This window comes from Flavobacterium stagni (genome assembly GCF_004122105.1).
In the GTDB taxonomy this organism is placed as follows: domain Bacteria; phylum Bacteroidota; class Bacteroidia; order Flavobacteriales; family Flavobacteriaceae; genus Flavobacterium; species Flavobacterium stagni.
Genome location: NZ_SBKN01000005.1, coordinates 131033 through 146832 on the forward strand (window position 1 = coordinate 131033; position 15800 = coordinate 146832).

Below are 15800 nucleotides of genomic sequence, written 5' to 3' on the forward strand. Positions count from 1 at the left end.
GCTGAATCGTTAAAACCACCTGTAGAATCTATTACAGCTTTTTGTGTAGTATTTTTTTCTATATTTGATACTATTAAGTCAATGCCTTATGAAAAAAATTATCTTCTTTATCTGTTTACTATCATTCGGTTTAACAACCCAAGCTCAAATCGTAACAATTCCGGATACCACATTGAAATATTATTTATTAAATCCTAGTGGTTCCAATCCCATCATTGATACTAATGGTGACAATGAAATTCAAGTAAGTGAAGCTCAAGCAGTAACCGAACTTACATTATTTGCGCAAAGCATTACCAATTTCACTGGAATAGAGGCTTTTGTGAACTTGAACAAACTTACTTTGTTTTCTTATACAGGAACAACTTTTACGCCTTTTACCACTTTACCAGCTTTACAAGAACTTACATTGATGGATCATAATGCCAATTCGGCTCAATTTTTACCTCAATTTGTCAATTTAAAAAAATTAATAATTCAATTATCCACTCCAATTGCACAGCTCAATTTCAATTCCAATCCTTCAATTGAGTTTCTTGAAATAAAGAACGACCCTAACTTATCAACATTATCAATATCTAGTTTAACAGCTTTAAAAACGCTTTTAGTCAGAACTCAGAATTTTTCAACTTTGAATTTAAACGCTAATACAGCTTTAGAAACAGTCGTTTTAGACGGCCCAACAGGCAATTTAACTTCATTGACAATTAACGCATTGCAGAATTTAAAATCGATTACAATTCCCGGAGCTTATTCGTTGCCCTCTATTGCTTTAAATAACAAACCCAATTTGGAATATGTAAATATAGGAAGCGATCTCATCACTACTCTTGATTTAACTGGCACAACGAACCTAAAAGAACTGATTTGTGGTTGTCCAATTAATCAGTTGGATGTAAGTCAGCTGTCCCAATTAATTCGTTTAGATATTCAAAATCAAGATACCCCAACCCAACCTTTAACTACTGTAAACCTTCAAAACAATCCCCTTTTAAAATATCTTATTCTTAAGAAAGTTGGCCTTACATCTTTAAATGTTTCCAACAATCCGACACTTGAAGAATTTCAGGTGAGTGACAATAATCTTAGTCAAATCAATCTGTCTCAAAATGGGAATTTAAAAATTGTGAATATTCAAAACAACAGTCAGATTTCTGTTTTCACAACATCCAATTTAACCCAATTAGAACAATTATATATTTTAGGTAATTCCATTACAAGTCTAGATTTGACACCACTTCAACAATTAAAAGTTTTGTATTGTGGCAGTCCATCCATTGCAAATTTGGATTTTTCACAAAACAATCTTTTGGAAAGCTTATCACTTTTCGGATTGCCCTTACAATCATTATCAATATCTAATTTGACTCTTTTAAAATATCTTAATTTAAATTCGATTCCAATTTCCCAGATCGATCTAAATGCCAATACTCAATTATCAAATATATATTTTCAAAATTGCAATAATCTTGAAACTGTGGATATGACTACTCAAGTGGATCCATTCTTTAATAGTTTCTTTTTTAATTGTCAAAATTTAAAATACATCCTCGCTAAAAACGGTGTTTGGAATGGCAACAACATGGTATTAAGCATGCTCCCCAATTTAATGTATATCTGTGTTGATGATAATGAAGTACAATCGTACCAAAATACGGGACCTAATGTGAGTGTGAACTCGTATTGTAGCTTTGTTCCTGGAGGTTCCTACAACACTATTCAAGGAACTGTAACTTTAGATATCAATGGAAATGGGTGTGATAATACAGATATCCATCCCGATTTTATTCGAATTAACCTTACGGATGGATCAACATTATCTGGAAGTACATTCACACACAACAATGGATTATTCAATTTTCATGTTGGACAAGGAACCTACACTTTGACTCCTAGTTTCCAAAACCCCTATTTTACATCTGGATCAAGTCCTCAAAGTGTGACTTTTACTACTACCAACACACAAATACCGGTCAATTTTTGCATTACGCCAACAGGTGTAAATCCTGATTTAGAAATTTCTATTTTACCTTATTTCCCGGCACGACCAGGCTTTGATGCTGTTTATCGCGTCATTTATGCCAATAAAGGGAATCAAATCATGAACGGCTCCCTAACTTTTAATTTTGACGATTCGGTTATGGATTTCCTAAATGCCAGTGTAAATCCAAACTCTATAAATACCGGAGTGTTGACATGGAATTACACGAATTTATTACCATTTGAAACACGTGAAATCTTGGTTACACTCAATATCAATTCACCAACAGAAACTCCAGCCATAAATATTAACGACCAACTTACATACACAGCTCAAATCACACCGATATCTGGAGACATGAGTACGGAAGATAATCAATTTACGTATACAGATGGGGTGGTGGGTTCCTTTGACCCCAATGATAAAATGTGTTTGGAAGGCAGTACCGTTTCAACCACCAAAATTGGAGACTATTTGCATTATCAAATTCGTTTTCAAAATACCGGAAATGCACCCGCTGAAAATGTAGTGATCAAAGACATTATCGATACCACCAAATTTGACATTGCTACGTTACAACTCATCAGTACGTCCCACGATTCAAGTTCGCGCATTGTCAATGGCAATCAAGTCGAATTTATATTCCCGAATATTATGCTTCCAGGCGAACAAGTAGACGAACCCGGTAGTCACGGCTATGTGCTTTTTAAAATCAAAACCAAAACAAATTTGACCAACGGTAGTACCGTAAACAATACGGCTTCTATTTATTTTGACTACAACTTCCCGATTGTGACCAATACAGCACAAACAACGTTTACGAATTTGGGAGTAGAAGAAGTGGCTCTTGAAGGCGTAACTGTGTATCCGAATCCGGTTCAAAATACCTTGCAAGTGAAAGCAAAACAGTTGATTGAATCCGTTCAAATTTTGGATCATCAAGGGCGAGTATTGGAAGTACAAATTCAAAATGAAATGGCTACGCAATTGAATTTTGAAAAATACCCAAAAGGAATTTACTTTGTGAAAGTTAGAACCGCTTCCGGAACGGCTGTTCACAAAATTGTAAAAGACTAATGAAAAAATACCAAATCCAATCTACACCCTTTGTAGTTCCCACTACTGACGGCAAATTAATTGAAGAACATCACGGTCGGGTGGCTACCCAAAATGAAGCGATTTCGATTGCACACATGGTTGCGCCACCGCATTGGAGCGAACCCTTTCAAACACCCGAATTTGAAGAATATACCTATATTATTTCGGGGAAAAAGCAATTTATTATTGAAGGTGAGACTGTAATTTTAGAAGCAGGCCAATCGATTCGAATAGCAGAAAACACTCGAGTACAATATTCGAATCCGTTTGATGAAGCGTGTGAATATATTTCGGTATGCCGACCCGCATTTGATTTTACCAAAGTGCATAGGGAAGAATAAATTGTAGCTTTTTTCTACTAGTAGGCGCAACCAATTTTGGATTTGTTCATCTACTGTAAAAAGAAAAAGCCATGAAAAAAATTCTCCTCACTATCACTTTCTGCTTCCTTTATCAGCTGTCCTCAAGTCAAATTGTTCTTTTTAACGACCCTGATTTTAAGCAACGCATCCTTTTCAACTATAGTAATCTGGATGCAAACTTTAATAATGAAATTGAAGTTTCAGAAGCCTTAACACTCACTGAAATGGAAATCGGAGGTTTAGACATATCCGATTTGACCGGTTTGGAAGCGTTTCAAAATCTGACCTTCTTAAAACTAGAGGACCTATCGGTAACCGATTTAAACGTCAACGCTTTAGTGAATCTGACCGACTTATGGTTGATTAATGTTACCGCGACCAATTATCCTTTATCAAACGTAACACAACTCACCGACTTAATAATCTATAATTCACCTGTGCCGAATTTGGACATTTCCAATTTAACAAATCTGGAAATACTCAATATCAATTCAGGTAATTTAACTTCGTTAAACCTTACTAATCTTATTAATTTAAAACAATTAGCTACACATAACAATGCGGCGTTTCCCATTTCATTCCCAAATCCGAATACAATTGAACGCTATTTTTGTGTAAATACCGAATTATCTCAAATAAACTTAACTGGATTTACAGCTTTAAATTATCTAAATTGTAGCAACAACCCTTTTACAAGTTTGACTATTGCTAATAATCAAACCCTCGACACTATAGTTTGTCAAAACATCAATCTGCCTAGCATTGCTTTATTTAACCTTCCCTCTCTAAAAAGATTAGACTGTTCCAATGGGCAGCTTTCAAGTTTGGATATCTCCACTATTCCATCTCTTGAAATATTGAATTGTAATGAAAATAACATTACTTCAATCAACCTGAGTAATTCAGGGGCACTGAAAGAACTTTATTGCCAAAACAACGAAATCAATGCATTCAATTTCACCAACCTTGGACAACTTGTACATTTAACTTGTAAAGACAACCCTGCTCCTTTACTTGATTTCTTGGGGTTAAATTCTTTGAAATACCTAACTTTTGGTAGCCCCCAATTATCCCAAATTAACTCTATTGGTGCGTTGACAGAACTTGACTTTTTCAACATGTACAATACAACCTTAACTCAAGTTGATCTTAGTCCGTTACAAAATGTTACCCGATTAGGAATTCATAACACCCCGTTAACCTCAATTGATTTTTCAAACAACAGTAAAGTTCGATTCATCAATTTTGATTACAATGCTCAATTAACCTATTTAAATGCAAATAATGGACTTCGCATAATTGGACTATTAACAGGAACATCCTATATCTATTATAGTCCTAACTTAAACAAAGTATGTACTGCACCCTTTAATATTGCAGATTTCACCACAATATTAACAAACTCGAATTACTTTAATTCGGTTCAAAATCCGTTAGTGTTACCGTATTGCGATTTCAATTCTGGCAATCGATTAACGGGAACCGTTCGGTATGATGGAAATGGAAATGGTTGTGACCCAACCGACAGCGTTGTAAGCAATGTACCGGTTCAAGTCATTTCAGGCGCTACAACATTTGCAACATTTACTGATGGCTTTGGCAACTACCAACTGTATCCTTCTGCTGGTCAATATACAGCATCAGTTGCTGTCGACCCTAATTATTTCTTTATCAATCCTAATTCTGCTACATTCAGTTGGAACAACACGAACTTGAATGTCTATATTCAAGATTTCTGTATTAGCCCAAATGGAATAAAAAATGACTTGGAGGTGACATTAGTTCCTTCAACTGAGGTGCGTCCAGGTATTCAAGTAGCTTATCAAATTGTATTCAAAAACAAAGGTAACCAACCGCTTTCGGGTACACTTACTTTGAATTATGACGATGCCGTAATGGATTTACAAAATGCTGGAACAACGAATCCTTATACCAATACAACCAATACGCTGTCTTGGAGCTATAGCAACTTATTACCTTTTGAAAGTCGCTCCTTATTTGCCACTTTTCAATTCAACACACCCACACAAAATCCACCTTTAAACTTAGGCGATGTTTTGACATTTACAGTTACGGGAACACCAACGAACAATGATTTAACACCAAATAACAACACTTTTACACTCATCCAAACCATTGTAAATTCATTTGATCCAAATGATAAAACGTGCTTAGAAGGTGCTGCAATTTCAACACAAAAAGTAGGCGATTATCTTCATTACCGCATCCGTTTTCAAAATGAAGGCAATGCTCCTGCTGTTAATGTTGCCATAAATGATGTAATAAACACTTCCATGTTTGACGTTTCTACGTTGCAAATTATTGGAAGTTCCCATTCCATGCGAACAGAGCGCTATAACAATTCGGTAAGTTTTATTTTTGAGGGAATCAATTTACCTCCTATGATTCAAAATGTGACTGCGAGTCAAGGATATGTTGCTTTTAAAATTAAAACCCTAACCAATTTAGTACTCAATGATGTTATCACGAATACTGGGGCAATTTATTTCGACTTTAATTACCCGATTATTACAAATACAGCTACAACTACGGTAACGGCTTTAAACAACAACATCTTTTTGGCCAATCAATTGCAAATAGCTCCTAATCCAACTCGCGATCGAATAACTATCGATTCTAAACTAGTACTTCTAGAAATTAGTTTGTATGATCTTCAAGGGCGACAGATTAGTGTTCAAAATACACAAGGTTCAACTGCAGTTGTGGATTTTTCTAATCGTGAAAATGGAATATATCTTCTAAAGATCAATACTGATCAAGGAACTGCAACCTACAAAATTGTAAAAGAATAAAACAAAAAAGCCCAATCATTTGATAGATTGGGCTTTTTAAATTATTGTAAAAGTGCGATGATTTTTTCTTCGACTTCAGGACTATTCCAAATTTCTTCGATGTTGGGTAATTTCATCACCTCTTCCATAATGGCATTTTGGTAGTCACCAATGGCTAATGCTTCCGAGTAAGGCTGTAAACTGAAGGTCACCCGACTGTAAAGCGGCATCCATTTATCAGGATGTTTGTCGGAAAACCATTTTTCAATTTTCTTTTGTAACAAGAAATTCGCATCGGCGGTTTTGGTACTCATTTCCACAAAATTGCGTCGGGACAACTCGGCAATGGCATCGGCATTGGGTTTGCGCGATTTTTCATAGGCGCGGAAAATGGCTTTCCAATCGTCACCCAATTCTTCAATCAACTGGTTTAAAACAGTAATATCTTCGAAACCGGCATTCATCCCGTGGCCATAAAACGGCACAATAGCATGAGCCGAATCGCCAATTAAAGCGACTTTATCTTCAAAAGTCCACGGATAGCATTTCATAATGGCCAAATAACTCGTCGGATTCTTGAAGAAATCGCTTACCAAATCAGGAATCACGGCTGCGGTATCTGGGAAATATTCGGCAAAGAAATTCACCAAAGCCGTTTCATTGTTCAATTGTTCAAAGGAATTTTCCCCTTCAAACGGCATAAATAACGTACAGGTAAAAGTTCCATCCAAATTGGCCAACGCCATTAACATAAAGTTACCGCGGGGCCAAATGTGTAAGGAATTTTTATCAATTTTATGGGAACCATCGGGATTGGCGGGAATGTGCAATTCTTTGTAGCCAATCTTCATGAATTCCTGCGAATAATCAAACATACTTTGGCGTTGCATACGGTGGCGAATACGTGAAAACGCCCCATCGGCACCAAAAACTTTATCGTATTTTAAATCGGACCACGGTCCTTTTTCAGTTTCTCCAATATGAAGCGTTGCTTCGGCTAACGTCACATCCCAAATACGGTATTCAAAAAAGAATTCTACACCAGCGGCTTCTGCCAAATCAATCATTTTTCGATTCAAAACGCCACGCGATAACGAAAAAATGGCTTCGCCTTCCTTACCATAATTTTGGTAGGTCAAATTGCCGTCTTTCATGTGAATGGCGCGTTTGTCAACGGGAATTCCAATGCGCCTAATTTCCTCATCCAAACCAATATCGGCGAGTGCTTTCCAACCGCGATCTGACATCACTAAATTGATGGAACGACCTGAAAACTCTACGGTGCGAATATCTGCACTACGGTCGTAAACATGTACGGTATGCCCTTGTTTTTTGAGGTAAATTGCCAATAAAGTGCCCACTAATCCGGAGCCTACAATGGCAATTCTTTGTGGCGTTTGCATTGTAATTGTAAAAAAGTTGGACAAAAATACTCAATATTATCCGAACGTCACCGAATTGTAAGGCAAAAATTACGTCAAAACCTAAATTTTGTTTAATATTTTATTTATTTTATTAAACAAACTTATCTTTGACAAAAAAAGTGATGAAAAGAATTACGCGATCCGAATTCAGTGAACTCCCGAAAGTCCCCCGTCTGAATCTGATCAACAGTTGCATGGGGTACAAGTCGGCGAATTTAATAGCCACCTGTTCGGTTGACGGTTTTGAAAATGTAGCCATTTTTTCTAGCATCACCCATTTGGGCAGTGATCCTGCTTTGTTGGGAATTATCGTTCGTCCTGCTTCTGTACCACGGCATACCTACAACAATATCAAAACTACGGAGTACTTCACTGTAAATGCGATTACCAGCGACATTATAGCTCAAGCGCATCAAACTTCGGCCGCTTATGATTATGGAGTTTCTGAATTTGAAATGACCGGCTTGGAATCGGAATACAAAGAGGGAATTGAAGTTCCTTTCGTTTCGGGTGCTCCGTTGCAGTTGTTGTGTAAGTATGTGAATGAATATGCTATTACTGAAAACAATACGATTCATGTCATTGCTGCAATTGAGGCCATTTATGTGAATGAGACACTGCTCGAAGACGATTACTGGATTCGGCTGGACCAAGGAAATATTGTCGCCATTAATGGATTGGACGGTTATGCCGAACCCCAACTGAAAGATCGCTTTGCCTATGCACGTCCGAGTAATTCGCTGAAATCACTTTTGAAACATGAGTCATAAGAAACCCTTTTTACCTGAAAAAACATGCGTCACTTGTGGCTTGCCGTTTAGTTGGCGCAAAAAATGGGAAAAGAATTGGGAAACCGTAAAATATTGCAGTGACCGCTGCCGCAAAAACAAGAAATAACATGAAACACTTGGTTTGGTTTCGAAACGACCTACGCACGGAAGACCAATATGCCTTATGGAAGGCAACTCAACAAGCGGAACTTGTCATCGGTGTGTATTGCATAGACCCGAGACAATTTGCTCCTACTTCGTATGGATTCCCCAAAACAGGTGCATACCGAGCGCAATTTTTATGGGAAAGCTTGCGCGAATTAAAACGCAATTTGAAAGCCTTAAATATTCCACTTTTTTTGCATTATGGGCATCCCGAAGTGTATTTGCCTGAATTGGTCAATACCTACCGTATCAATACCGTTTATTCCCAATACGAATGGACGGATGAGGAAGTAAAAGTTACCAATGCCTTGCAGCAAACTTGTCCACACATCGAATTGCAGCAACTCCAGGACGGATTCTTGTTTCATCCTGACGATATTCCGTACGGTTCAGCGAAAGAAGTCCCCGAAATCTTCACAGAGTTTCGCAAAAAATGTGAGAAGCTTTCGAAAATAAGGACGTTGGTCGAACCCAAACCGATGCCGGATTCCAATTATTTTGAAACACCCGAAATCCCTTCTTTGGAATCGTGCGGCATTACTCCGCAACAACCTGATAAGCGAACAGCCTTTCCATTTAAAGGGGGCGAAAATAAAGCATTGGCGCGCTTGGAGGATTACTTTTTTACTACCGAAAATTTATCCCAATACAAACAAACCCGCAATGGTTTGATGGGTGCGAATTACAGTTCGAAGTTCTCCCCTTGGCTCGCACACGGTTGCATTTCTCCCCGAAAAATATATTGGGAAGTGCAACAATATGAAGCTGAAGTATGCAAAAATGAAGATACCTATTGGTTGATTTTTGAATTGATTTGGCGCGATTATTTTCGGTACATCTCTCAAAAACACGGCAACAAAATTTTTCAATTGGATGGCATTGTCAAACAAAAATACGAATGGGAATTTAACGCTCGTAAATTTGAAAAATGGACCCAAGGCAAAACCCCCGAACCCTTTGTGAATGCCAACATGAAAGAATTAGCGTCTACGGGCTTTATGAGCAACCGTGGGCGTCAAAATGTGGCGAGTTTTTGGGCCAAAGAATGGGAACAAGATTGGCGTGCGGGTGCCGCTTGGTTTGAATCGCTATTAATCGACTACGATGTACATTCCAATTACGGGAATTGGTTATATAATTCGGGTGTAGGCAACGATCCCCGCGACCGAAAATTTAATATTCGCCGTCAAGCGGAAATGTACGACCCTAACAACGACTACCAAGATTTATGGAATACGTAACCCTACGCTTGATTTTGGGTGACCAATTGAATCTAAAGCATTCGTGGTTCACTCAAAAAGATCCCTCTGTACTGTACTTGATGGCCGAAATGCGTCAAGAAACCGACTATGTGAAACATCATATTCAAAAAGTAACGGGCTTCTTTTTGGCGATGCGTGATTTTGCGCAAGAGTTACAAAACCAAGGGCATGAAGTGCATTACATTCGTATAACGGAAGAACTGGCTGTAAAAAGTTTGCCTGAGATTCTGCAACATTGTTTCGACACCTATTCCATTCAACATTTTGAATACCAACTCCCAGATGAATACCGTGTAGATGAGCAATTGAAAACCTTTTGCACAGAATTATCGATTTCGCACCAAGTTTTCGACACCGAACATTTCTACACCACTCGGGAAGAATTGGGTCAGTTTTTTGAAGGCAAAAAGCAATTCTTGATGGAAAATTTTTACCGCATGATGCGCAAAAAACATCAGGTGTTGATGGTCGGGAACGAACCCTTGGGCAACCAATGGAACTTTGACCATGATAATCGTTTGAAATACAAAAATCAAGTTCCCGTACCTCCCATGGCGGTTTTTCCAAAAAATGTAATTTCGCTATTGAAAGAAATAGAACAAGCCGGCGTGGAAACCTTCGGCAGTATCGAACCCCATTTTTTTGCTTGGCCAACCAATCGAAAGGAAGCTTTGGAACAACTCGACTATTTCTGCGAGCATTTGTTACCGCATTTTGGCGATTATGAAGATGCGATGCATACCGAGCAGGCCTTCCTTTTTCATTCCCGCTTATCGTTTGTGATGAATACGAAAATCGTGAGTCCGAAGGAAGTCGTGGACCGCGTAGTCCTGCATTTTTACAAAAATCAAGACACTATCACACTATCCCAAGTTGAAGGATTTGTGCGACAAATACTGGGCTGGCGCGAATACGTGCGCGGAATTTACTGGCGTCACATGCCTGATTATGCGCAACAGAATGCTTTGGACAATACTTATCCGTTACCCGAAATGTATTGGACCGGAAAAACCAAAATGAATTGCATGCACCATGCTTTGGGCTTGAGTTTGCAAAATGCCTATGCACATCACATCCAACGACTAATGGTCATTGGCAATTTTTCGCTTCTCACCCAGCGGCATCCCGATGCGGTAGACGCCTGGTATTTGGGTGTTTATATGGATGCATTGGAATGGGTCGAACTCCCAAACACCCGCGGGATGAGTCAGTATGCCGATGGCGGAATATTGGCTACTAAGCCTTATGTCTCCTCGGGGAGTTATATTCAAAAAATGAGCAACTACTGCACGGGTTGCCACTATGATGTCAAATCCCGAACGGGAGAACAATCCTGTCCGTTCAACAGTTTGTATTGGAATTTTTTGGATGATAAAAAAGCCTATTTTGCCAAAAACCAACGCATGGCCATGATGCTGAATTTATTGGGAAAAATCCAACCCGAAGAATTGTATGCTATAAAAAAGAGGGCTTCCGAAATTATCGAAAACCCCGACCTTTTTTAAACTATTAAGAATTGTAAATTTTGAATTTTAAATTAATTGGCTTTGGGTTTTAGAACCAATAACGTTGACGTTGCTTCAATTTCTTTGCGGTTGAGTTTCATTTTTCGGAAACGGCCTTTGACATACATTTCGGCTTGATCGTTGTAATGCGGACTGGAGCGCACACCCGATTGACCCGTAGGTAATATACTCACACTATTTTCTACATCGGAGAAATCGATGATACGTCGGGTTGAAGGGCCTCCTCCTACTTTGTAATGACCATCTTCTGCCAAATAAAACAATAAGTTATTGATGACTTCATTACCACCGGGTACTTCAAAAGTGCCGACATTGAACAAAGGACGTAAAGCCGCGACTTTACCCAACGGGTGTTGGTGTTCCAAAGTATGTACTTTTCCCCAACGCCAATTGGTATATTCAGGTCCTAATTGTTTCTCTAATGCTTTGATGGCTTCATGAAATGAACGATTCACAATTTGATCTCGGGTTTCTTTGATTCCTTTGGTTTTCACATCATCCCACCACGGTGAATTGGGATTGACACTTTGGCCTGCCACCATTTGTTTGAGTATATGCGTTCCCAAGAATAAGGAAAAGCGCTCTTCTCCCAATTCGTCTTGGAAGGTGTTTTTTAAATAAAAATACAACCATTTGTTATAAATCGTAGGTGCGATATCATAAACGGCATGTGTACCCTCCCATTGTTGTAGAGTTTCTAAAGCACTTTTTTCAGTGGATGTCAATCCGTCTCTGGTCACACATTGCATCCAATTTTTCACCAATCCGGGATAAATTAAAGACGTATGGTCGTTAATCATGCGTTCGACATCGGCGCGTTCCCAATTGCTTTTGGTTGCTAGCAACGACTGTATGCGTTTGGCTCGGTCTTGGGGCAAATAATAACCTGGGTACAAATACCCGTTGATGGGTTCGGGTTGGTTATTGGACGAATACACATAATGCCAATCGGGATTGATAGCATGCGGATTTTCTTCAAAAGGTAAAAACGTGCGCTGATCGTCTTTGCCATTGGCTCCATTTAATATAAAATTTGGATTCACGCCTTCGGGCATTTTGTATAATTTCCCAGAAGTAATCCAACCTATATTATTTTTTGCATCGCCATACATCACGTTCAATCCGGGAGCATGCACGAGTCCGACCTTCTGATGAAAATCGTCCAAATTTTTGGCATGACTCAACCCGTACACCGCTTCCAAAATTCGATTGGGATGTTGGGTATAAATCCACGACATCGCCACCGGATTTTTGGCATTCAATCCTTTTAACAAACCATTCATCACGGGCCCGTGTTGGGTAGACTTAATAGTGAGTTGTACATCAGTGGTATCTTTAACTTTGATGGTTTTGGTTCGAACCGAATAGTTGGCATACCCCGATGCTGTTTTGTATTGCTTGGCATTTTGCGGATGATTTTCTTCTTGGAAAAAATCCAAATCATCGTTTTCAAACATGGTCAATCCATACGCATAATCGCGATTATGACCGAGTAACGGAAAGGGTGTCCCTGCCAAATAATAGCCGTACATTTCATAGCCAGGACAGGAAATATGCGCTTCATACCATGTGCCCGGTTGGGAGAACATAATGTGCGGATCGTTTGCAAAAATGACTTTGTTGTTTTTGGTTTTTTCGGCACCAATCACCCAACTGTTACTTCCGATAAAAGGCGGAACGGGCGATTGTTCTAAAAGTGCGGTAACCGACTTAGCAATGGCCGCATAGTCCTTGGCTTTTCCATCATAGGATTTTAATCGGGTTTTGGCTAAGGAGCCGTCTAGACCAAAATCAGCCAAATAGTCCATGCCCCATTCGTCACGAATTTCCGTAAGCAACGGGTCGGTTTTTTGTGCCATAGCAAAACTAAAGGACATGAATCCGAAGATATTGTACATGTCTTTAATGGTAAAGGGTTCTTTTTTCACGCCCACCAAATCAAACTCAATCGGTGTTTTTCCTTCTTCAAGATATTGATTTACCCCATCGATATAGGCTTGTGCCAATTGGTAGGCTTCCGAATTTTTGTCCAAGTTAGCTACCGCTTGTGCCGAATTTTCATCAATTCCGATTCCTGAAAAAAATTGATCGTTTTCTAAGGCTTTCGACCCAAACAATTCCGACAATCGCCCTGGGGCAATTCGACGCATTAATTCCATTTGCCACAACCGATCTTGGGCATGCACAAAGCCTAATGCATGCAGCGCATCTTTTTGGTTTTGGGCATAAATATGAGGTACACCGTATTCGTCAAAATAGACTTTGGTTTCCGAGGACAAACCCGTGAGTTCACGTTCGCCTTCATATTGCGGGGCTTTGGATTTGTAATAAATAAAAACGCCTAGAACGATAAGGAAAACTAGGGCAAGTATACTAAATAGAATTTTCTTAAGGATTTTCATAACGAAAGGAATTACAACAAATTTAGTCAACCCCATTGCAATTTTGTTTCATTTATTCAAAAAAAAAAGAGGCCGACACCATCCCTGATGTCCACCTCTTTTTCGGATAGAAGAAAATTATCTTTATTTCTTTTTCGAATCATCGATGATAGCGCCCGTTCCTGCACCTACTCCGGCCCCAGCTAATCCACCGATTATGGCGCCTTCTCCTTTTTTCTTGCTCACGATAGCGCCTGTTACGGCACCTACTCCAGCTCCAATTACGGCTCCTTTGGCGGCTCCACTCCATTTTTTACGGGGTTGAGTTGTAGTTGCAGGCGCAGCGGTTTGTTGCACCACCACTTCTTTTTCCACCGATTGATTCAATTCATTGATTTGTTGCATAGAATCGATGATGCGTTGTTTTTCTTGGGCTTGTTTCATGGAATCAATGGTGGCTACTTTTGCCGCTTCCACTTCTTTATTTACTTGCTCTGGGTTTTTGCAAGCTACCACCATCCCGATAGTCAACATTGCTACAATTATCTTTTTCATATTCTGTTAGTTTTGAGTTACAAGACAAAGTAACGGCAACAAGTAACCGATTGCTTTACAAGATTTTCAGGAATTGTTATAGGATTTTTAGTTGCACAAAAAAAGCCCTGATTTTTCAGGGCTTTTGGCTTGTTTTATTTTTTTAATTCGGTAATTCCTTGTTTGAGAATTTGACCAAATTCGTACATATCTTCATAGGAACAGTAAAACGGAGCGGGTGCTAGACGAATCACATTGGGTTCGCGCCAATCGGTAATCACACCGTTTTGCATCAGATAATCAAAAAGATTTCGTCCTTGACCGTGTAAATACACCGACAATTGACAGGCGCGTTCATCTTGATTTTGAGGTGTAATGACTTCGAAATCGGCGCCATCCAACTGACTATCGATATCATGAAGTACGAATTCGAGGTAAGCCGTTAATTGGTTTCGTTTTTCAATCAACCGATCCATTCCCACTTCGTCAAAGAGTTCGACTGATGCCAAATACGGCGCCAACGACAAAATGGGTAAATTACTCACTTGCCAACCGTTGGCTCCATGAACGGGATCAAAGTCGGGCTCCATTTTAAAACGACGTTCTTTGTTGTGTCCCCACCAACCTGCAAAACGCGGAAGATTAGTGTGGTGGTGTTTTTCGTGTACAAAACATCCGGAAGCATTTCCTGGGCCGGAGTTCATGTATTTATAACTGCACCAAGCGGCAAAATCGACATCCCAGTCGTGTAAGTTCAATTTGATATTACCAGCAGCATGCGCCAAGTCGAAACCTACATAAGCACCAACCGCATGACCGGCTTCGGTGATGGCTTTTAGATCAAACACCTGACCCGTGTAATAATTCACACCACCCCATAAAACCAAAGCTAACTCATCGCCGACTTCCTTGATTTTAGCGATAATATCTTCATGGCGGATGTTGTGTTCACCTTCACGACGTTTTACCTCAACTATCGCATCTTTGGGATCATAGCCGTGTACACGAACTTGTGATTGAAACATATATTGATCGGAGGGGAAGGCTTTTTCTTCGCAAATGATTTTATAGCGTTTTCCTTCAGGACGGTAAAACGAAACCATCAATAAGTGCAAGTTTATGGTCAAAGTATTCATTACCGTCACTTCAGAAGGCAAGGCACCTACAATTTTACTCAAGGGATTAGCAAATCGTTCGTGGTAATCCCACCAAGGTTTTTCAGCATAAAAATGACCTTCTACGGCAAGATTTGCCCAATCGTTCATCACGTCTTGAACAAATTTAGAAGCCGACTTCGGTTGGAGTCCGAGCGAATTCCCGGTAAAGTACACCACATTTTTACCGTTGTGCTGGGGGAAAATAAATTGGTCACGGTATGCGCGCAAACCATCTTGCGCATCGAGTTGTTGTGCAAACTCGCGTGTATTTTGAAATGTCATGGGTTAGTTTGTTTGGACGGTAAATGTAGTAATCTTGGAGGAGATTTAAAATAGCAGTTATGAGTT

11 protein-coding genes are annotated in these 15800 nt (G+C 39.3%); 7 read left to right on the forward strand and 4 right to left on the reverse strand.

What is annotated here, in order from left to right; translation table 11 throughout:
* Positions 1 to 88: 88 nt before the first annotated feature.
* The 3 genes from EQG61_RS09370 to EQG61_RS09380 all read left to right on the forward strand — a co-directional run bounded on the left by EQG61_RS09370 (position 89) and on the right by EQG61_RS09380 (position 6254).
* Positions 89 to 3058 carry a DUF7619 domain-containing protein gene (locus tag EQG61_RS09370; RefSeq protein WP_129461655.1) on the forward strand — a complete coding sequence of 990 codons (2970 nt, stop codon included), beginning with the start codon at positions 89 to 91 and terminating at the stop codon, positions 3056 to 3058.
* A complete protein-coding gene (locus EQG61_RS09375; RefSeq protein WP_129461656.1) occupies positions 3058 to 3420 on the forward strand; it encodes a cupin domain-containing protein in 363 nt (120 codons plus the stop codon). Before EQG61_RS09370 ends, EQG61_RS09375 begins: the two co-directional genes overlap by 1 nt.
* 71 nt (positions 3421 to 3491) lie before the next feature.
* On the forward strand, positions 3492 to 6254 hold the full coding sequence (locus EQG61_RS09380) for a DUF7619 domain-containing protein (protein WP_129461657.1): 2763 nt from the start codon (positions 3492 to 3494) through the stop codon (positions 6252 to 6254).
* A gap of 41 nt (positions 6255 to 6295) precedes the next feature.
* Here the strand turns inward: EQG61_RS09380 and EQG61_RS09385 are convergent, their stop codons facing one another.
* Positions 6296 to 7636 carry an FAD-dependent oxidoreductase gene (locus EQG61_RS09385; RefSeq protein ID WP_129461658.1) on the reverse strand — a complete coding sequence of 447 codons (1341 nt, stop codon included), beginning with the start codon at positions 7634 to 7636 and terminating at the stop codon, positions 6296 to 6298.
* A 143-nt stretch (positions 7637 to 7779) separates the two neighbouring features.
* On the opposite strand from EQG61_RS09385, the gene EQG61_RS09390 reads away from it, so the two are divergent.
* The 4 genes from EQG61_RS09390 to EQG61_RS09405 are packed head-to-tail and all read left to right on the forward strand — an operon-like array spanning position 7780 to position 11359.
* Positions 7780 to 8427, forward strand: a complete 648-nt coding sequence (locus EQG61_RS09390; RefSeq protein WP_129461659.1) for a flavin reductase family protein — start codon at positions 7780 to 7782, stop codon at positions 8425 to 8427.
* Complete coding sequence (locus EQG61_RS09395; RefSeq protein WP_129461660.1) at positions 8417 to 8554, forward strand: DUF2256 domain-containing protein; 138 nt, start codon at positions 8417 to 8419, stop codon at positions 8552 to 8554. The genes EQG61_RS09390 and EQG61_RS09395 overlap by 11 nt, the downstream gene beginning before the upstream one ends.
* 1 nt (position 8555) lies before the next feature.
* Positions 8556 to 9833: a DASH family cryptochrome gene (locus EQG61_RS09400; protein ID WP_129461661.1), complete on the forward strand. Its 1278-nt coding sequence runs from the start codon at positions 8556 to 8558 to the stop codon at positions 9831 to 9833.
* The gene (locus EQG61_RS09405) at positions 9821 to 11359 is read left to right on the forward strand and encodes a cryptochrome/photolyase family protein (protein WP_129461662.1); all 1539 of its coding nucleotides are present in this window, start codon (positions 9821 to 9823) and stop codon (positions 11357 to 11359) included. Before EQG61_RS09400 ends, EQG61_RS09405 begins: the two co-directional genes overlap by 13 nt.
* Before the next feature lie 32 nt (positions 11360 to 11391).
* Here EQG61_RS09405 and EQG61_RS09410 read toward each other — a convergent pair whose 3' ends face one another.
* The 3 genes from EQG61_RS09410 to kynU form a co-directional block, all read right to left on the reverse strand.
* A complete protein-coding gene (locus EQG61_RS09410) occupies positions 11392 to 13782 on the reverse strand; it encodes a penicillin acylase family protein (protein WP_129461663.1) in 2391 nt (796 codons plus the stop codon).
* A gap of 123 nt (positions 13783 to 13905) precedes the next feature.
* Complete coding sequence (locus tag EQG61_RS09415) at positions 13906 to 14316, reverse strand: glycine zipper family protein (RefSeq protein WP_129461664.1); 411 nt, start codon at positions 14314 to 14316, stop codon at positions 13906 to 13908.
* Positions 14317 to 14450: 134 nt separating this feature from the next.
* Positions 14451 to 15734, reverse strand: a complete 1284-nt coding sequence (gene kynU, locus EQG61_RS09420) for a kynureninase (RefSeq protein ID WP_129461665.1) — start codon at positions 15732 to 15734, stop codon at positions 14451 to 14453.
* Positions 15735 to 15800 lie beyond the last annotated feature (66 nt).